This window comes from Pseudomonas sp. Ps21-P2, assembly GCF_039672565.1.
Classification (GTDB): Bacteria; Pseudomonadota; Gammaproteobacteria; order Pseudomonadales; family Pseudomonadaceae; genus Aquipseudomonas.
The window spans coordinates 75,782-94,953 of sequence record NZ_JBDFPL010000001.1; the positions used below are offsets into that span (position 1 = coordinate 75,782).

Here is a 19,172-nt window from a genome sequence, read left to right on the forward strand (position 1 = left end):
GCAAAATCTGTGGGAGCGAGCTTGCTCGCGAAGGGGCCGGTACATTCGCCGCATTTTCAGCGTTTGGAATGCCGCCTTCGTGAGCAAGCTCACTCCCACAGTGGTTCTGCGCAATGACCATTATCTTCAGCGCACGCAAAATCGGTGGGAGCGAGCTTGCTCGCGAAGGGGGGCTGAACATTCGCCGCATTTTCAGCGTTTGGAATGCCGCCTTCGTGAGCAAGCTCACCCCCACAGTGGTTCTGCGCAATGACCATTATCTTCAGCGCACGCAAAACCTGTGGGAGCGAGCTTGCTCGCGAAGGGGGCTGAACATTCGCCGCATTTTCAGGGTTTGGAATGCCGCCTTCGTGAGCAAGCTCACTCCCACAATGTCACGTGTCGTCCGATGAATTAGCGTCTGACGCAATGCCGATGACACTGAAACCACCCGCCACAATCCCGTGACATCTTCATGTCAATTACCTGTCTGAGCAGCGATTTGATGTTGCGCCGTACCTGTCGGTCAGCTAAAAGCTTGTAAAACTTTTGGTGACCTGTGGGTCATAACGGGCATCTTCACTGTATCGTGTTGGCGGGCCGTGACGTCGTCGGGCTGATTCCAGAGCGATTCTGGTACTGCCCCGACCTGTACGTTGCCCTTTTTTCAGGCCGCAAGCCCCGGATTTTCAACGCCCCGCCTAACCGCGCCGGGTGATGTTCAGCAGTTTTTTATTGGGAAGCCATGATGATTGGCATCAAGAGCATAGCGAGTTATGTGCCCACAGCCGGCGTCGACAATTACGCCCAGGGTGCCAAATTCGGAAAGGATGAAGACTTCATCCTTGGCAAGATCGGTTCTGCTTTTCTGCCGCGCAAAGACGACACCCAGGAAACCTCGGACCTGTGCGTCGAAGCGGTCAACCAGCTGTTCGCCAACAACCCCGGTCTGTCGCGGGACGCCATCGACGCATTGATCGTCGTCACCCAGAACGGCGACGAAGAAGGTCTGCCTCACACGGCCGCCATCGTTCAACACAAACTCGGCCTGCCGACCCACGTCGCCGCGTTCGACATTTCCCTGGGTTGCTCGGGTTATGTCTACGGTATCTATGCGCTGAAAGGCTTCATGGAAGCGACCGGGTTGAAAAACGGCCTGCTGGTCACCGCCGACCCGTATTCGAAGATCGTCGACCCGGAAGACCGCAACACCACCATGCTCTTCGGCGACGCCGCCACCGCGACCTGGATGAGCGACGACGCCCCGTGGCAGCTGGGCAAATCCAAGTTCGGCACCGACGGCTCGGGGGCGGAGTTCCTCAAGACCACCGACGGCGCGTTCTACATGAACGGGCGTCAGGTGTTCAACTTCGCGCTGGTCAAAGTGCCGGCGCACCTCAACGAATTGCTCGAAGACTCCGGCCTGCAATCCTCCGACGTCGATGCGTTCTGCATCCACCAGGGCAGCGCGGCCATCGTCGATGCGGTCGCCCGTCGGTTCGAGGACGGCAAGTCGCCGGAGAAATTCGTCAAGGACATGCTCGAGACCGGCAACACCGTGTCGTCCAGCATTCCGCTGTTGCTGGAAAAACACGTCATGAACGCCACCTGGAAGCGCATCGCGGTCAGTGGTTTCGGCGTGGGCTTGTCGTGGGGCTCGGCGATCCTTTATCGTCCCTGACATCGCGTCACCAGGCTGATCCCAGCCTGCACAACGGCGACGCTGATTTCTCAGGTCGCCGTTTTGCGTTCTGCACTTCCAATAGGAAAAGGATTGCCGTCATGAGCGAGTTTTTCCAGCGCAACCTCGCCGTGATCCAACAGCGCTGGCCTGAAGTGGCGCAGCGGTTGAGCGCCGAACACATCGAATCCATTCCTGCGCAGTTGATCGAAGGCCGACAATCGACGCTCAGCATTGGCGGCATCCAGCTCACCAGCCGCCATGATCGCCTCGCCGAAGCGCAAATCCAGGCACAAAGCCTCCCCGGCAACAGCCCCGTCGTTCACCTTTACGGCACCGCCCTCGGCGATCTGCAGCGGGTATTGCTGGCCGACGCTTCCCTGCAAACGCTGCACGTCCACATCCTCAATGGCGCGCTGTTCGCCCTGGTGCTGCAACTGCTGGAACAGGATGACTGGCTGTCAGATCCCCGCGTGAACCTCGCGTACGCCGATGCCCGGAGCGAAATCCTCCTGCCATTCTTCGCGCTGCCGGCCGAACTGGTGCTGGCCGACGACAGCAGCGCACGGATCCGCGATCGACTGGTCAGCGAGGTGCATGTCGACTTCAACAATCACGCGTTCGCCGCCGATACCCCCGACAACGCGCGCCTGCTGGAGCAGGGCAGGGCGCTGCTGCAACAGGACACCGATGTCGCCGAGTTGTTTGACACTCAGTCCGGGTGCGACGTGTTCGTGATCGCCACGGGACCCAGTCTGCAACAGCATTTGCCGCGCCTCTTGAGCACGTCGAACAGCGCCAACCGGCCCCTGATCATTTGTGTGGATACCGCCTACGTGCCGCTGCGCAACCAGGGCATCACCCCGGATGTTGTGGTGAGCATCGACCACCGCATCACCCCGCGACATCTCCCCGCCGAGGATTCGGCGCACATCGCGCTGGTCTATGTGCCGGGCCAGGAAGCCGCAATGCTGGAGGCATGGCAAGGCCCGCGCTACGTCGGCTATTCCACCAGCCCGCTGTATGCCCACCTGCGCGAGCAGATTCCCAAGGCCACCTTGCATGTGGGGGGCAGCGTCATTCATCCGGCCGTCGATCTCGCGGTCAAAATGGGCGCCGCGCGGATCACCCTCTTCGGCGCCGACTTCGCCTTTCCCGGCGGCAAGACCCACACCGGCTGGCAGGACGGCGATCTGGGGCCTGCCCTAAGCATCGCCAAACACTGGGTGCGCGACGGCCGGGGCAACAAGGTCAAGACGCAGCTCAATTTCCGCAGCTACCTCATCGAACTCGAACGCTTCATCGCCCGCCACCCCGAGGTCACGTTCCTCAACACCAGCCGCGACGGTGCTTTGATCGCCGGCGCCGACTTCGACCCGGACTGGACCGCGCCATGACCCTGCCTGAACACGTTGTAGAAGAAGCCCGCGACTGCGCGAAGCTGTTTCGTCTTGGCCGGGATATCGAAGGGGCCTTGAAAATGGTCGAGTTGATTGATCGATCGCTGCCGCTGATGGATGGGGTTTCTGCCGAGAGACAGGCTGAATGGGGGAGGGTGTTGAGTGCGATTCTGGCGTGCCAGGAGCGGCAGGACTGGTTGGGGGTGGCGGATTGGCTGGAACTCGAATTTCTTGAAGTCTGACACTTTCCTATTGTCGGGAAGTTAGAGAAAGCTCCTACATTAGTTTCAGTTTGATCTGAATTAAGCGGCCCGCAGCGGCCGTTTTTTTATGTTTTTTTAATATCTATTCCAATTAATGCGTTAGCCAATTTATTACCCTTCAACTGTCGTGATGGCGCAACCCGTGCGCCATGTTTGTTGTTAAAGCCACTATGCAAATCGTCGATACCGGGACTGTAGGTTCTCCGGGAGAAATGGACTTCCCCGATATTAGAGAACCCTCCGTTTCTATCAACGAGGAATTCAAAATGGCTTTAACCGTAAATACCAATATTGCGTCGCTTGCTATTCAGACCAAACTCAATCGTGCGAGCGATGCGCTGAGTATATCTATGACACGGTTGTCATCGGGGTTGCGGATCAACAGCGCGAAGGATGATGCAGCCGGGCTGCAGCTCGCGACGATGATGACCAATGAGATAAGAGGGCAAAGCGTCGCGTTGAGAAACGCTAACAATGGAGTATCAATGGCGCAGACAGCGGAAGGAGCGCTCAACGAGACAGCAAATATTCTCACCAGGATGAAAGAGCTGGCGATTCAAGCTCGTGATGACAATAACGGTACTGCTCAGCGCGCCGCCATGCATGATGAGTTTGTTTTGATGAGCGCCGAGCTCACCCGAACTTCCGAAGATACGAAGCTCAATGGTCGGCGGCTTCTTGATGGTTCTGCGGGGGTCATGGAGCTGCAGATTGGTACCGACACGAGCGCCGCATCTCGAATTACTCTGGATTTAAGCGCTAAGTTCGATGCTGTTTCAATGGGAGTGGATTCCCCCACGTTGGCGTTATCAGGAGCGACCACTGCCGACGCCCATACGAATGCTGACGCGGCGATGCTAGCAATCGATAAAGCTCTGATGTCTGTTACGTCTACCCGGGCGGCCTTGGGGGCGTCGCAGAACAGACTGACCTCGACGGTCGCCAACCTTCAGAGCATGAGTGAAAACACTCAATCTGCTCGTGGCAGGATTCAGGATGTCGACTTCGCCGCCGAAACCGCGGAGCTAACCAAGCAACAAACCCTGCAGCAAGCCTCCATGGCAGTGCTGGCCCAGGCGAACCAGCTGCCGTCCGCCGTTTTGAAGCTTCTCCAATAAACAACCGCCTCTATAGATAAGGCCAAGCAAAGTCCGGGCGCGCCGAAGGGGGCGCCCGTCTTTTTGAGAACTGGTTAACAAATCGCCGGGTCAGGTTAAAGCTTACGGGGGTTGCGCCGAAACGCTGTGTATCCCCGGACAACAAACTGCGGGGGTGGCGCTCTGGTGGCAAATAAATTTGAAAAAGCCCTCAAGCTCCTGGCAACCGCGACGATAAACATTACGTAGGTTCTCTAGGCCACACCCGGCGCTTGCCAGGGCCGGATAGCCGCAGCAAACAACTCACGAGGAATTCATCATGGCTTTAGGCGTAAACACCAACGTAGCTTCCCTGGCTGTTCAGAAGAACCTGTCCAAAGCTTCCGATGCACTGTCGACTTCGATGACTCGTCTGTCTTCCGGTCTGAAAATCAACAGCGCTAAAGACGACGCAGCCGGCCTGCAGATCGCAACTCGCGAAACTTCGCAAATCCGCGGCCAGACTGTTGCCATCAAGAACGCCAACGACGGTATCTCGATCGCTCAGACCGCTGAAGGCGCTCTGCAAGAATCGACCAACATTCTGCAGCGTATGCGTGAACTGGCTGTTCAGTCCCGAAACGACACGAACGGTACTGCTGACCGTGGCGCACTGGACTCCGAATACGCTCAAATGTCGGACGAACTGACCCGTATCGCCGGTTCGACCAACCTGAACGGCAAGAACCTGCTGGACGGTTCGGCTAGCACCGTAACCCTGCAAGTCGGTTCCAACACCGGTACTTCGAACCACATCGACCTGGTTCTGACTGGCAGCTTCACTGCTTCGGCTCTGGGCGTTGCAAGCGGCTCTACTTCGATCAGCGGCGCGGATAACGCTACTGCTCACACCAACGTCGACGCCGCTATCTCGGCAATCGACGCGGCTCTGGCAACAATCAACAGCACCCGTTCGAGCCTCGGTGCCGCGCAAAACCGTCTGACCAGCACCATCTCCAACCTGCAAAACGTTAACGAAAACGCCACCGCAGCACTGGGCCGCGTTCAAGACACCGACTTCGCCGCTGAAACCGCTAACCTGACCAAACAACAGACTCTGCAACAAGCTTCCACCTCTGTTCTGGCCCAGGCTAACCAGCTGCCATCCGCTGTTCTGAAACTGCTTCAGTAATAACGGCTAGAGTTTTGGCGGGGGAGTATGCTTGCGTGCTCTCCCGCTTTTTACTTTCAAGAGGTGAGTGGACATGGACATAAGTAGCAGGCTGAACGTGTCTTATTCGATGGTCCAGTCGTTGCCCGCGGTGCCTGTGGTTGCTGACAAGCCTGCCGTGGCGCCTCAAGTCGTTCCTGCTCCGGCGGCTTCATCGCAGTCAGGCACGTCGACAAGTAAAGACTCAGACCCGGAAAAGAAAACCGAAGAACTGGAAGCAGCCGTCAAACAAATGGAAAAGTTCTTTCAGTCGGTTCATCGCAATCTGGAATTTTCCATCGACGATAAATCGGGGAAGGTGGTGGTGAAAGTGATCGCCACGGAAACCGGTGAAGTGGTGCGGCAATTGCCGTCTGCCGAAGCCTTGAAGCTCGCCGACAGCCTGAAGAATGCAAACAGCCTGTTATTCGACGCGAAAGTTTAAATGGCATGAAAGGTGAACGCTGTGCATGTGGCATCGCGTGCTCGTCAAATGCCGACTACAACTGAAAGGAGACTCACATGGCTAGTCCTATTACCCCCTCCACCGGCCTCGGCTCGGGCCTGGCAATCGGTGACATCGTCACTGCGCTGGTCAACTCCGACAAGCTGGCCAAGCAAACTCAGATCACCACCCAGACCAAGCTGGTCACCACCAAAATCTCCGGCATTGGCACGTTGACGAGTGCGATGACCGCCTTTCAGACCGCGCTGACCAACCTCGGCAAGACCGACACCCCTGCGTTCGCCGGTTATGCGGCAAAGGCTTCCGATGCGACCAAGCTAACCGTCACGTCCGACAACTCGGCCGTACCCGGTACCTACAGCATCACCGTCAAAGACCTTGCAACGGCTTCGAGTGTCGCCAGTGCTTCTTTTGCCGGCGGGACCACCAGTGCTATTCCGAGTGGCGATTTGACCCTCACTCAAAATGGCATTGACACCAAGATCACCATCCCGACCGGTGCCACGTTGGCGTCGGTCGCCAAGCAGATCAATGCGCAAACCGCGACGTCAAACATCAGCGCCAACATCATCACCGATGACAATGGCTCACGCCTGGTATTCAGCTCCACGGTGACGGGCAAGGGCACGGACATCACGGCCTCCAGCACGACGTCCAGCGAATTCAATATCGTCGCTGGCGCCAAGCTCGATCCGGCCAGCAAAACCAGTGCGGGTTACATTGGCGCCCAAGCGATCGACGCCAGTCTGACCGTCAACGGCCTGACCATCACCAGCGCCAGCAACACCATCGACAAGAGCCTCGGCGGCTTGTCCATGACCCTACTGGACAAAGGTGCCTCCACCGTTGCGGTGACCGGCAACAACGATGGCCTGAAAGCCTCGCTGCAGACCTTCATCGATGCCTACAACACCGTTGTCAAAGCCGTGGCCAGTGTCACCAAGGCCACCATCAGCGACACCCCGGATAAAACCACCGGTGCTACAGTGACCCCGGCCGCACTGACCGGCGATGCGTTGCCGCGCTCGATCCTTTCAGCGATTCGTGATCAGTTGGTAACGTCAGGGGCACCCGGCGGTATTTCCGTGCTCTCTCAATTGGGTATTACCACCGGTCAGTCCGACGGCACGCTCAGCCTCGATGCCAAGAAGTTTTCAGCCGCGATGGATCAGGGACTTGCGGGCGACGTGCAGCAGCTCTTCAGCGGCACTGACAGCACCAACGGCTTGCTGTCTCGGATGAAGGCGGCCATCACGCCGTATACCCAGACCGGCGGCATCTTGTCCACGCGCACCAGCAGCCTCAACAAACAGCAGACTGATCTGCAGAACCAGCAGACGGCGCTCGACCTGCGCGTGACCACGCTGACCGCCACACTGACCGCCAAATACAACGCGATGGACTTGTTGGTGGGGCAGTTGAAAGCCTCTGCGACGAGCATTACCTCGTTCTTCGACTCGCTCAATGCCCAGCAAAGCGGCTGACCGTTGACGAGCTGATCAAGACCCGGCCCCCAGTGCCGGGTTTTTGGCATATGGCCTTAAAGTTTTCCCGGGCCGTGTCGATACCCTCACTATAGAAACTTCGTTGCGCGAGGTAAGACAATGAACCGTATGGCAGCCCTTCGTCAGTATCAGAAGGTTAACTCACACGCCCAGACCGCCGTGGCCACGCCACACCGTCTGGTACAGATGCTGATGGAAGCCGGCCTGGACCGTATCGCCCAGGCCAAAGGCGCCATCGAGCGCAAGGACATCCCCGCCAAAGGACTGTTGATCGGAAAGGCGATTGAAATCATCGGTGGCCTGCGTGAAGGTCTGGACATGGAAAAGCAGGCAGAAGCCCTGGCCCATGTCGACAACCTGTACGTTTACCTGATGAAGCGTCTGGCGGAAGCGAACATCAAATCCGATCCGAAGATCCTCGATGAAGTCAGCGGCTTGCTGACCACGGTCAAGGAAGGCTGGGACGGGATCGGCGAACAGCAACCCGTGCTCTGAAGGAGAACCCCATGAGCGCTGCACTCAAGCGAATCGAAGAAACCCGTGAAGCCTTGGTCGATGCCCTCGAGCAGCGTGACTGGGAGGCGATCGGCCAGCTCGATATGGCCTGCCGGGCCTGTGTCGATGAGGTCATCAGCCAGGCAAGCAACGATGAGCCTGAGCTGCGAAATAATCTGGAAGAGCTGCTAGGCGTCTATCGCAAGCTTATTGACGTTGCCGTGGGCGAACGTCAAGCGATCGTCGACGAAATGTCGCAGATCCAGCGAGCGAAAAGCGCGGCAAAGGTTTACCATCTGTTCGGTTGACACTTGGTCCATAGCCAAAATAAGTACGCCATAAATTTGACTGTGTACGGTTTTTTGACTTAACTAGTGAAGTTCACTAATTTCGGTGATTGACACGTCTCAACGGACGATACGAAAGCCAAGCTTGCCCGTGATCGGGCATCGAGTTGACTAGGGAAGTTGCTATTGCATGTGGCGTGAAATCAAAATCCTGCTGATCGATGACGATAGCCAGCGCCGCCGTGACATGGCGGTGATCCTGAATTTTCTGGGTGATGAGAACCTGTCTTGCTCCAGCACAGACTGGCAGCAAGTCGTGGGTTCGTTGACATCCACCCGAGAAGTGCTTTGCGTGTTGGTCGGCAGCGTGAACGCCCCGGGCAGCCTTCAAGGCCTGCTCAAAACCGTGGCCGCGTGGGACGAGTTTCTCCCGGTCCTGCTGATGGGCGAGAATTCCTCGGCCGAACTGGCAGACGATCTGCGCCGCCGGGTCCTCTCCACCGTCGAGATGCCGCCCAGCTACAGCAAACTGCTGGACTCCCTGCACCGCGCCCAGGTCTATCGCGAGATGTACGACCAGGCCCGTGAACGCGGGCGTCAGCGCGAACCCAATCTTTTCCGCAGCCTCGTCGGCACCAGCCGTGCGATTCAGCACGTTCGCCAGATGATGCAGCAGGTCGCCGACACCGACGCCAGCGTGCTGATCCTCGGTGAATCCGGGACCGGCAAGGAAGTCGTCGCGCGTAACCTGCATTACCATTCCAAGCGCCGCGATGCGCCGTTCGTGCCGGTCAACTGCGGCGCGATTCCGGCCGAGCTGCTCGAAAGCGAATTGTTCGGCCACGAGAAGGGCGCCTTCACCGGCGCCATCACCAGCCGGGCAGGGCGCTTCGAACTGGCCAACGGCGGGACGCTGTTTCTCGATGAGATCGGCGACATGCCGCTGCCGATGCAGGTCAAGCTGCTGCGCGTCTTGCAGGAACGCACCTTCGAGCGCGTGGGCAGCAACAAGACTCAGAGCGTCGACGTGCGGATCATTGCTGCGACGCATAAAAATCTTGAAGACATGATCGTCATCGGCAGTTTCCGCGAGGATCTCTACTACCGTCTGAACGTGTTCCCGATCGAGATGGCGCCGTTGCGTGAGCGTGTGGAAGACATTCCACTGCTGATGAATGAGCTGATTTCGCGCATGGAGCATGAGAAGCGTGGTTCGATCCGCTTCAACTCCGCTGCCATCATGTCCCTGTGCCGTCACGGTTGGCCGGGCAACGTGCGTGAACTCGCCAACCTCGTCGAGCGCATGGCGATCATGCACCCGTACGGTGTCATTGGCGTCTCTGAGCTGCCGAAGAAATTCCGTTACGTCGACGACGAAGACGAGCAACTGGTCGACAGCCTGCGCAGCGATCTCGAAGAGCGCGTGGCCATCAACGGCCATACGCCGAACTTCGCCAGCAGCGCATTGCTGCCGCCTGAAGGCCTGGACCTGAAGGACTACCTCGGTGGTCTGGAGCAGGGCCTGATTCAGCAGGCGCTGGACGATGCCAACGGGATCGTGGCACGCGCCGCCGAGCGTTTGCGTATCCGCCGCACCACGCTGGTGGAGAAAATGCGCAAGTACGGCATGAGCCGTCGCGAAGGCGACGAACAGGTCGAAGACTGACTGTCGTTTGACGCGTCAAAAATAAACCGCTGATTTTTCAGCGGTTTTTTTTCGGCACGGGGATTGCTATGTCTCTGGGAACATACCGTTTACTGACGGTTCGCTACCCGAGAGATCAACTATGCCCCAGGCCGCTCAGATGTCTTCCGAACCCGGTTCAGCCATTGGTTCGTTAGTGCAGCAGTCCCCGGAAGTGGCGAGCAGGCAAGGCCTTGAACAGGCCTTCGCGCTGTTCAGCCAGATGTCGACTCAACTGACCGATTCCTACGGCCTGCTCGAAGCGCGGGTCACCGAGCTCAAGGGCGAGCTGGCCGTGGTCAGCGCCCAGCGCATGGAGGAATTGGCGGAGAAAGAGCGTCTGGCGAACCGCTTGCAGCATCTGCTCGATCTGCTGCCCGGCGGCGTCATTGTTATCGACGGCACCGGCATGGTCCGCGAGGCCAATCCTGCCGCACTGGATCTGCTGGGCGAGCCGTTGATCGGCATGCTCTGGCGCCACGTCATCGCCCGCTGCTTTGCGCCGCGCGAGGACGATGGCCACGAAATCTCCCTGAAGGACGGGCGTCGGCTGTCCATTGCCACCCGTTCGCTGGACGCCGAGCCGGGCCAATTGGTGCTGCTCAACGACCTGACCGAAACCCGTCATCTGCAAAGCCAGCTGGCGCGCCATGAGCGTTTGTCGTCCCTGGGCCGCATGGTCGCGTCGCTGGCCCATCAGATCCGTACGCCGCTGTCCGCCGCCATGATCTACGCCAGCCACCTGGCCGAACAGGCCTTGAACGTCGAAACCCAACAGCGCTTTGCCGGACGTCTTAAAGAGCGTTTGCACGAGCTCGAGCATCAGGTCCGCGACATGCTGGTGTTTGCACGTGGCGAGTTGCCGCTGACCGACCGGGTGACGCCGGCCGCGCTGGTGGCCGCCCTCGAATCCGCCGCCCAGACCCATGTGCGTGATGTGGCCGTGCGCTGGCAGTGCGACAGTCCGTCGGGTGAGTTGCTGTGCAACCGCGACACGCTGGTCGGCGCGCTGCTCAACCTCATTGAAAACGCGGTCCAGGCCAGTGCCGGCCAGACTGACGGGCGTCGCCGCCTCAAGATTCATGCGTACAACCGCGGCAACACGTTGCGCCTGTGTGTCAGCGACAGTGGCAGCGGCATCGAGCCTGCGGCGCTAGCCCGCATCGGCGAGCCCTTCTTCACCACCAAAACAACCGGCACCGGTCTAGGTCTGGCCGTTGTCACCGCCGTGGCGCGTGCGCATCAGGGGCGTGTCGAATTCCGCTCACGTCCGGGCCGTGGCACCTGCGCCATCGTGTCCTTGCCTTTGGTTCCTGGCGTTGGGACTGGCCTTGGCGCGTTGGCCATAACGGCAGGTGAGCGCTCATGACCATCAAGGTGTTGCTGGTTGAGGATGACCCGTCTCTGCGCGAAGCACTGGGCGAAACCCTGGCGCTGGCCGGCCATGATTATCAGGCGGTTGGCTCGGCGGAAGAGGCGCTGATCGCCGCTGCCGATTCGTCGTTCAGCCTGGTGGTCAGCGACGTCAATATGCCCGGCATGGACGGTCACCAATTGCTTGGCCAGTTGCGCAGCCGCTACCCGCAGTTGCCGGTGCTGTTGATGACCGCCCACGGCACGGTCGACCGCGCGGTGGAGGCGATGCGTCAGGGCGCGGCCGATTATCTGGTCAAACCGTTCGAGCCCAAGGCGTTGGTGGCGTTGGTTGCCCGCCATGCGTTGGGTCGCCTCGGGCCGGCCGATGGCGAGGGTCCGATCGCGGTCGAGCCTGCCAGCGTGCAGTTGCTCAGCCTCGCCAGTCGTGTTGCGAAGAGCGATTCGACGGTGTTGATTTCAGGCGAATCGGGCACGGGTAAAGAAGTGCTGGCGCGTTTCATTCATCAGCAGTCGCCGCGCGCCGGCAAGCCGTTCATTGCGATCAACTGTGCGGCCATCCCGGACAACATGCTCGAAGCCACCCTGTTCGGCCACGAAAAGGGTTCGTTCACCGGGGCCATTGCTTCCCAGGCCGGCAAGTTCGAGCAGGCTGAAGGCGGCACCCTGCTGCTCGACGAGATTTCCGAAATGCCCATGGGCCTGCAGGCCAAGCTATTGCGTGTGCTGCAGGAGCGGGAAGTGGAGCGGGTCGGTGCGCGCAAGCCTATCGAACTGGACATCCGCGTGCTGGCGACGACTAACCGCGATCTGGCGGGCGAAGTGGCGGCCGGGCGTTTCCGCGAAGACCTGTTTTATCGACTGTCGGTGTTCCCGCTCGCGTGGCAATCCTTGCGCCAGCGTCCCGCCGACATTCTGCCGCTGGCCGAGCGTCTGCTGGCCAAGCACGTCAATAAAATGAAGCACGGGCCGGTGCGGCTGTCGGCCGAGGCGCAGCAGTGCCTGATTAGCTACGCCTGGCCGGGCAACGTCCGAGAGTTGGACAACGCGGTACAGCGGGCGCTGATTCTGCAGCAGGGCGGGGTGATTCAGGCTGAGGACTTCTGTCTTGCCGGGCCGGTCACGTTCGCCGCCGCGCCAACCCCTCAGGCGTCGGTGGTCGCGAGCGGCGCCATGGAAGTGTCGCCCGATACCGGCGGCGGGGAAGGGGCCGGCGCCCTGGGTGAAGACCTGCGTCGGCGGGAGTTCCAGATGATCATCGACACCCTTCGTGCCGAGCGCGGTCGTCGCAAAGAGGCCGCTGAACGTCTCGGTATCAGCCCGCGTACGTTGCGCTACAAGCTGGCGCAGATGCGTGATGCGGGGATGGATGTCGAAGGGTTTTTGTTTGCCTCCTGAGCAGGCGCGCGTGTCGGTGAAATGGATGCCTGCCTGATTTGAGCTGACGACCGATATCCGACAACCCGCTGATTTTTCAGTGGGTGTGATGCCGTCTTCGTGAGCAAGCTCACTCCCACAGGGACCGCGTCTGATAGGGCATCGCGCGGTGTCAATGCGTGAAGCGCCTCTGCGTTTATGTGTCCGTTCAAATACTCATCCGAACACTTTCATCAAACGTGGCACATCGCCGCTATTGGTCTGGCACCCTTGTTGCTAATGCTTAGGTAACCGCTGAATCCGTGTCAAAAATCTGCGGCCCTTTTGAGAGAAACGTCATGACCCAAGGTGTTGAATTTAATCGCTTGATGTTGGACATGCGCTCCATGCAAATGGACGCCATGGCTCAGCCCAAGGCCATCGCAGCGCCAGAACAGGCCGGTGCGAGCAGTTTTGCTGACATGCTCGGCATGGCGGTGAACAAGGTCAACGACACCCAGCAGGCGTCGAATCAGTTGTCGACCGCTTTCGAGATGGGCAAGAGCGGCGTGGACCTCACCGACGTGATGATCTCCTCGCAAAAAGCCAGCGTGTCGTTTCAAGCGCTGACCCAGGTACGCAACAAGCTGGTTCAGGCGTACCAAGACATCATGCAAATGCCGGTTTGAGGACGATTTAAGTCATGGCCGAAGCCGCCGTCGATAACGTACCCGCCAAAACGGGTGCGCCAGGAAGCAAGCCGCCGATGTTTGGGCTGGCGTTCCTGCAAAATCTCTCCGAGATGACCATGCTGCGTCAGGTCGGCCTCATGGTCGGTCTGGCTGCCAGCGTGGCGATTGGTTTCGCCGTCGTGCTTTGGTCGCAACAGCCTGATTACAAGCCGCTCTATGGCAGCCTGTCGGGTGTCGACACCAAGCAGGTGATGGACACGTTGGCCCAGGCCGACATTCCCTACACCGTCGAGCCTAATTCCGGCGCGCTGCTGGTGAAGTCCGATGACCTGTCCCGTGCCCGCATCAAGCTGGCCGGCGCCGGCATTGCCCAGAGCGACGGCAACGTCGGTTTCGAAATCCTCGACAAGGATCAAGGCCTGGGCACCAGCCAGTTCATGGAGGCCACTCGTTACCGTCGTGGCCTGGAAGGCGAACTGGCGCGGACCATCTCCAGCCTCAATAACGTCAAGGGCGCCCGCGTTCACCTGGCGATTCCGAAGAGCTCGGTGTTCGTGCGTGACGATCGCAAGCCCAGTGCTTCCATTCTGGTTGAGCTGTATGCCGGTCGTTCGCTGGAGCCGGGTCAGGTGCTGGCGATCATGAACCTGGTCGCCACCAGCGTGCCGGAACTGAGCAAGTCGCAGATTTCGGTCGTTGATCAGAAGGGCAACCTGCTGTCCGATCAGGCCGAGAACTCCGAGCTGTCCATGGCCGGCAAGCAGTTCGATTACACCCGTCGCATGGAAAGCATGCTGACCCAGCGTGTACAGAACATCCTGCAGCCGGTGCTGGGCAATGACCGCTATAAGGCAGAAGTGTCGGCAGACGTTGATTTCAGCGCTGTCGAATCCACCGCCGAAAGCTTCAACCCGGACCAGCCTGCTCTGCGCAGCGAGCAGACCGTCAACGAACAACGCTCCAGCGGCAGCGGTTCAGGTGGCGTACCGGGTGCTTTGAGCAACCAGCCGCCAGGCCCGGCGACCGCACCACAGAACGCCACCGCCGGTGCTGCCGGTGCCGCGGGCGCCATCGCCCCGGGCCAACCGCTGCTGGACGCCAACGGTCAACAGATCATGGACCCGGCCACCGGTCAGCCGATGCTGGCGCCATACCCGGCCGACAAGCGTAACCAGTCGACCAAGAACTTCGAGCTCGACCGTTCCATCAGCCACACCAAGCAGCAGCAGGGCCGGGTCAATCGCCTTTCGGTTGCGGTGGTGGTGGATGATCAGGTCAAGGTCAACCCGGCCAACGGCGAAACGACGATGGTGCCGTGGACCGCCGATCAATTGGCGCGCTTCACCCGTCTGGTGCAGGACGCCGTCGGCTTCGACGCCAGCCGTGGTGACAGCGTCAGCGTGATCAACGTGCCGTTCTCCACTGATCGGGGCGAAGTGATCCCGGACATTCCGTTCTATTCGCAATCGTGGTTTTGGGACATCGTCAAACAGGCCATGGGCGTGCTGTTCATCCTGGTGCTGGTGTTCGGTGTACTGCGTCCGGTGCTCAAGGGCATCACCAATCCTCAAGGCAAGCGCCTTGACGGGGACTCCGAGCTGGGCGGCATGATCGGGATGGACGGTGAACTGGCAAACGACCGCGTCAGTCTGGGCGGTCCGCAAAGTATTCTGTTGCCGAGCCCTACCGAGGGCTATGACGCACAGCTCAACGCAATCAAGAGCCTTGTGGCCGAGGACCCGGCGCGTGTAGCGCAGGTCGTCAAAGAGTGGATCAACGCTGATGAGTGATAGAGCTGCTGCGCTTAAATTGACCCGCGTGGACAAGGCCGCGATTCTGCTCCTTACCCTGGGTGAGACCGATGCCGCGCAGGTCTTGCGCCACATGGGGCCGAAAGAGGTTCAACGTGTGGGCGTGGCCATGGCGCAGATGCGCAATGTGCACCGCGAGCAGGTCGAGCAGGTGATGAGCGAGTTCGTCGACGTGGTCGGCGATCAGACCGGTGTCGGCATCGGCTCGGACGGCTACATCCGCAAGATGCTCACCCAGGCACTGGGCGAGGACAAGGCCAACGGCCTGATCGACCGGATTCTGCTGGGCGGCAACACCAGCGGTCTCGACAGCCTGAAGTGGATGGAACCGCGCGCGGTGGCCGACGTCATCCGTTTCGAGCACCCGCAGATTCAAGCGATCGTCGTGGCCTACCTGGACGCCGATCAGGCCGGTGAAGTGCTGAGCCACTTCGACCACAAGGTGCGTCTGGACATTATTCTGCGCGTGTCGTCGTTGAACACCGTGCAGCCGGCGGCGCTGAAAGAATTGAACCAGATCCTCGAGAAGCAGTTCTCGGGCAACGCCAACACGTCCCGTACTACCTTGGGTGGTATCAAGCGTGCGGCGGATATCATGAACTTCCTCGACAGCTCGATCGAAGGCCAGCTCATGGATTCGATCCGCGAAGTGGACGAAGACCTGTCGACGCAGATCGAAGACCTCATGTTTGTCTTCAACAACCTGTCCGACGTCGACGACCGCGGGATTCAGGCCTTGCTGCGCGAAGTCTCCTCCGATGTGCTGGTCCTGGCACTGAAGGGCTCCGACGACGCCATCAAGGAAAAGATTTTCAAGAACATGTCCAAACGTGCCGCCGAACTGCTGCGCGACGACCTGGAAGCCAAAGGCCCGGTTCGCGTCAGCGACGTGGAAGGCGCCCAGAAAGAAATTCTCACCATTGCCCGTCGTATGGCGGAGGCCGGGGAGATCGTTCTTGGCGGCAAAGGTGGCGAGGAAATGATTTAAGCGTAGGTGTCGTTGATGTCCAGCTCCGATAAAGCAGCACCCAGTGAGCTCATCCGCGCCCAGGATTTGCGCGGCCTCGACGTCTGGGCCTTGCCCAGCTTCGACCCGCAGGTGGAAACGCCAGAGCCGGAACCGGTCATCGAAGAAGCCGAGCTCGCCGAAAGCGAAGAAGTGCCGCTGGAGGAAGTCCAGCCGATGACTCTGGAAGAGTTGGAAAGCATCCGCCAGGACGCCTACAACGAAGGGTTTGCCATCGGCGAAAAAGAGGGTTTCCACAGCACCCAGCTCAAGGTTCGTCAGGAAGCGGAAGTGGCCCTGGCGGCCAAGCTCGAGAGCATGGAAACCCTGATGGGGCATCTGTTCGAGCCCATCGCCGACCAGGACGCACAGATCGAGAAAGCCATGGTGTCACTGGTCGAACACGTGGTCCGGCAGGTCATCCAGCGCGAATTGAAAACCGACTCCAGCCAGATCGGCACGGTGCTGCGCGAAGCGTTGCGACTGTTGCCGATGGGCGCGGCCAACGTGCGCATTCTGGTCAACCCGCAGGACTTCGCGCTGGTCAAAGCCATGCGTGAGCGTCACGAAGAAACCTGGCGCATTCTCGAGGACGATACGATCCAGCCCGGCGGTTGCCGGGTCGAGAGCGAGCACAGCCGCATCGACGCCACGGTCGAGGCGCGGATCAGTCAGGCCCTCGGCAAAATGTTCGACCAGTTGCACGAGCAGGCCCTTCATCCGGCGCCCCCCGATGTGACCATCGAACTGGAAGAGGCGATCCAGAGCGCCGAGAAAACCACTTACCCGCTGGGTGCTGTCGATGCGCCTTGAACGCACCAGTTTCGCCAAGCGTCTGAGCACCTACCCTGACGCCATCTCCCTGCCTACGCAGCCGATCGTCGAAGGACGACTGCTGCGCATGGTCGGCCTGACCCTCGAAGCCGAGGGCCTGCGCGCGGCCATGGGCAGCCGCTGCATGGTAATCAACGACGGCAGCCATCACCCGGTCGAAGTGGAAGCCGAGGTCATGGGCTTCTCCGGCGGCAAGGTGTTCCTGATGCCGGTCGGCAGCGTCTCCGGCATTGCACCGGGCGCCCGCGTCGTTCCGCTGCCGGACACCGGCCGTCTGCCGATGGGCATGACCATGCTAGGCCGCGTCCTCGACGGCGCCGGTCGCCCCCTCGACGGCAAGGGCGGGATGAAAGCCGAGGACTGGGTGCCGATGGACGGCCCGACCATCAACCCGCTCAATCGCAACCCGATCAGCCAGCCGCTGGACGTGGGCATTCGCTGCATTAACGGTTTGTTGACGGTCGGCCGCGGTCAGCGTCTGGGTCTGTTCGCCGGTACCGGGGTGGGCAAGAGCGTGCTGCTGGGGATGATGACCCGCTTCACCGAGGCCGACATCATCGTCGTCGGGCTGATTGGCGAACGGGGTCGCGAGGTGAAGGAATTCATCGAGCACAGCCTGGGCGAGGAGGGCCTCAAGCGCTCTGTCGTCGTGGCCTCTCCGGCGGATGACGCGCCGTTGATGCGTCTGCGCGCGGCGATGTATTGCACGCGCATCGCCGAATATTTTCGCGACAAGGGCAAGAACGTCCTGTTGCTGATGGATTCCCTGACCCGTTTCGCCCAGGCCCAGCGGGAAATCGCCCTGGCTATCGGCGAGCCGCCTGCGACCAAGGGTTACCCGCCGTCGGTGTTCGCCAAGCTGCCCAAGCTGGTAGAGCGCGCAGGTAATGCGGAAGCGGGCGGTGGCTCGATCACCGCGTTCTACACCGTTTTGTCCGAAGGCGACGACCAGCAGGACCCGATCGCCGACTCGGCCCGAGGCGTGCTCGACGGCCACATCGTGCTGTCGCGGCGACTGGCCGAAGAGGGCCATTACCCGGCCATCGATATCGAAGCGTCGATCAGCCGGGTGATGCCGTCCGTGGTCGATCCGCAGCACATGGTTCAGGCGCAGTATTTCAAGCAGTTGTGGTCGCGTTATCAGCAGAGCCGCGATCTGATCAGCGTCGGTGCGTACGTGGCCGGCGGCGATCGCGAGACTGACCTGGCGATTTCGCTGCAGCCTCAGTTGGTGAAGTATTTGCGCCAGGGCTTGCAGGAGAACGAGAGCATGCAGAGCAGTGAGGAGCAGTTGGCGAAGATTTTCAATCCTCAGGCTGGGGGTTAACCGGTCATGGCAGTCAGTCGCGCAGCCCGTCTGGCGCCGGTGGTGGAGATGGCCGAGAAGGTCGAGAAGGCCGCCGTGCAGCGCCTGGGGCATTTTCAGGGTCAGGTGCGGCTGGCTGAGGCCAAGCTGGGTGAGCTGGATAAGTTTCGCTCTGATTATCAGCAGCAGTGGATCGACAAGGGCGCCCATGGGGTGTCGGGTCAGTGGCTGATGAATTATCAGCGCTTTCTTAATCAGTTGGAGACGGCGGTGGCGCAGCAGCGTCAGAGTCTGGCGTGGCATGAGAATAATCTGAACAAGGCGCGCGGCGAGTGGCAGAAGGCGTATGCGCGGGTGGAGGGGCTGCGCAAGCTGGTGCAGCGGTATATCGATGAGGCGCGTGCGCTGGAAGATAAACGCGAGCAAAAGTTGCTGGATGAGTTGGTACAAAGGTTGCCTCGGACCGAGCAGTTTTAGGAGCTTGAGATCAAGATCAAGATCAAGATCAAGACCCTTAAGATCACGAGCCTCTGCCTGGGGGCAGACTGTTTCGCCTTCGGCGAGTTACTTTTAAAAAGCACTAAAAGTAACCAAAAGTGCCTGCTCCTGGTTTGGCCCTCCTGCGTCGGGTTCCCTCGCTCCGGTCTTGCTCCGTGGGCCCGCGCCGAACGGGCATCCATGTCCTGACGGCGCTCTCGCCGCATCCATGCGGCTCGGCCCACTGCGCAAAACCTGCGCTCGGCCTGC

19 protein-coding genes are annotated in these 19,172 nt (G+C 60.1%); all 19 read left to right on the forward strand.

The genetic code is table 11. From position 1 onward, the window contains the following. The first annotated feature begins 113 nt into the window (after positions 1-113). The 19 genes from ABEH28_RS00300 (at position 114) to fliJ (ending at position 18,902) form a co-directional block, all read left to right on the forward strand. Positions 114-392, forward strand: a complete 279-nt coding sequence (locus ABEH28_RS00300; RefSeq protein ID WP_346628749.1) for a hypothetical protein — start codon at positions 114-116, stop codon at positions 390-392. Between the two features lie 335 nt (positions 393-727). After that, positions 728-1,660 carry a ketoacyl-ACP synthase III gene (locus ABEH28_RS00305; RefSeq protein ID WP_282371604.1) on the forward strand — a complete coding sequence of 311 codons (933 nt, stop codon included), beginning with the start codon at positions 728-730 and terminating at the stop codon, positions 1,658-1,660. 101 nt (positions 1,661-1,761) lie between these two features. Next, positions 1,762-3,057: a 6-hydroxymethylpterin diphosphokinase MptE-like protein gene (locus ABEH28_RS00310; RefSeq protein ID WP_346628750.1), complete on the forward strand. Its 1,296-nt coding sequence runs from the start codon at positions 1,762-1,764 to the stop codon at positions 3,055-3,057. Next, positions 3,054-3,302 (forward strand): hypothetical protein, encoded by a 249-nt coding sequence (locus ABEH28_RS00315; protein ID WP_346628751.1) that lies wholly within the window; start codon positions 3,054-3,056, stop codon positions 3,300-3,302. The genes ABEH28_RS00310 and ABEH28_RS00315 overlap by 4 nt, the downstream gene beginning before the upstream one ends. Positions 3,303-3,589: 287 nt before the next feature. Beyond that, positions 3,590-4,441: a flagellin domain-containing protein gene (locus tag ABEH28_RS00320; RefSeq protein ID WP_192174240.1), complete on the forward strand. Its 852-nt coding sequence runs from the start codon at positions 3,590-3,592 to the stop codon at positions 4,439-4,441. 298 nt (positions 4,442-4,739) lie between these two features. Further along, positions 4,740-5,591: a flagellin domain-containing protein gene (locus ABEH28_RS00325; RefSeq protein ID WP_192174134.1), complete on the forward strand. Its 852-nt coding sequence runs from the start codon at positions 4,740-4,742 to the stop codon at positions 5,589-5,591. Positions 5,592-5,664: 73 nt separating this feature from the next. Next, positions 5,665-6,054: a flagellar protein FlaG gene (locus tag ABEH28_RS00330; protein WP_192174241.1), complete on the forward strand. Its 390-nt coding sequence runs from the start codon at positions 5,665-5,667 to the stop codon at positions 6,052-6,054. A 77-nt stretch (positions 6,055-6,131) separates the two neighbouring features. Further along, positions 6,132-7,559: a flagellar filament capping protein FliD gene (gene fliD / locus ABEH28_RS00335; protein WP_346628752.1), complete on the forward strand. Its 1,428-nt coding sequence runs from the start codon at positions 6,132-6,134 to the stop codon at positions 7,557-7,559. A gap of 120 nt (positions 7,560-7,679) precedes the next feature. After that, entirely contained in the window at positions 7,680-8,075 is a 396-nt protein-coding gene (fliS, locus tag ABEH28_RS00340; RefSeq protein WP_122534871.1) for a flagellar export chaperone FliS, read from the forward strand. An 11-nt stretch (positions 8,076-8,086) separates the two neighbouring features. After that, the gene (fliT, locus tag ABEH28_RS00345; protein ID WP_133775902.1) at positions 8,087-8,383 is read left to right on the forward strand and encodes a flagellar protein FliT; all 297 of its coding nucleotides are present in this window, start codon (positions 8,087-8,089) and stop codon (positions 8,381-8,383) included. A gap of 169 nt (positions 8,384-8,552) precedes the next feature. Next, positions 8,553-10,028, forward strand: coding sequence for a transcriptional regulator FleQ (gene fleQ / locus ABEH28_RS00350; protein ID WP_192174136.1), 1,476 nt, complete (start codon positions 8,553-8,555; stop codon positions 10,026-10,028). Positions 10,029-10,167: 139 nt separating this feature from the next. Beyond that, complete coding sequence (locus ABEH28_RS00355) at positions 10,168-11,415, forward strand: ATP-binding protein (protein ID WP_346628753.1); 1,248 nt, start codon at positions 10,168-10,170, stop codon at positions 11,413-11,415. After that, positions 11,412-12,818 carry a sigma-54 dependent transcriptional regulator gene (locus ABEH28_RS00360; RefSeq protein ID WP_346628754.1) on the forward strand — a complete coding sequence of 469 codons (1,407 nt, stop codon included), beginning with the start codon at positions 11,412-11,414 and terminating at the stop codon, positions 12,816-12,818. Before ABEH28_RS00355 ends, ABEH28_RS00360 begins: the two co-directional genes overlap by 4 nt. A gap of 317 nt (positions 12,819-13,135) precedes the next feature. Continuing rightward, positions 13,136-13,465 carry a flagellar hook-basal body complex protein FliE gene (gene fliE, locus ABEH28_RS00365; protein WP_065987290.1) on the forward strand — a complete coding sequence of 110 codons (330 nt, stop codon included), beginning with the start codon at positions 13,136-13,138 and terminating at the stop codon, positions 13,463-13,465. Positions 13,466-13,479: 14 nt separating this feature from the next. After that, positions 13,480-15,258 carry a flagellar basal-body MS-ring/collar protein FliF gene (fliF, locus tag ABEH28_RS00370; RefSeq protein WP_192174139.1) on the forward strand — a complete coding sequence of 593 codons (1,779 nt, stop codon included), beginning with the start codon at positions 13,480-13,482 and terminating at the stop codon, positions 15,256-15,258. Then, positions 15,251-16,267, forward strand: a complete 1,017-nt coding sequence (gene fliG / locus ABEH28_RS00375) for a flagellar motor switch protein FliG (protein WP_065987292.1) — start codon at positions 15,251-15,253, stop codon at positions 16,265-16,267. Before fliF ends, fliG begins: the two co-directional genes overlap by 8 nt. Positions 16,268-16,282: 15 nt before the next feature. Continuing rightward, complete coding sequence (gene fliH / locus ABEH28_RS00380) at positions 16,283-17,098, forward strand: flagellar assembly protein FliH (protein WP_192174140.1); 816 nt, start codon at positions 16,283-16,285, stop codon at positions 17,096-17,098. Further along, positions 17,088-18,446, forward strand: coding sequence for a flagellar protein export ATPase FliI (gene fliI, locus ABEH28_RS00385; RefSeq protein WP_192174141.1), 1,359 nt, complete (start codon positions 17,088-17,090; stop codon positions 18,444-18,446). The genes fliH and fliI overlap by 11 nt, the downstream gene beginning before the upstream one ends. A 6-nt stretch (positions 18,447-18,452) precedes the next feature. Further along, positions 18,453-18,902: a flagellar export protein FliJ gene (gene fliJ, locus ABEH28_RS00390; protein ID WP_192174142.1), complete on the forward strand. Its 450-nt coding sequence runs from the start codon at positions 18,453-18,455 to the stop codon at positions 18,900-18,902. The last annotated feature ends 270 nt before the right edge of the window (positions 18,903-19,172 follow it).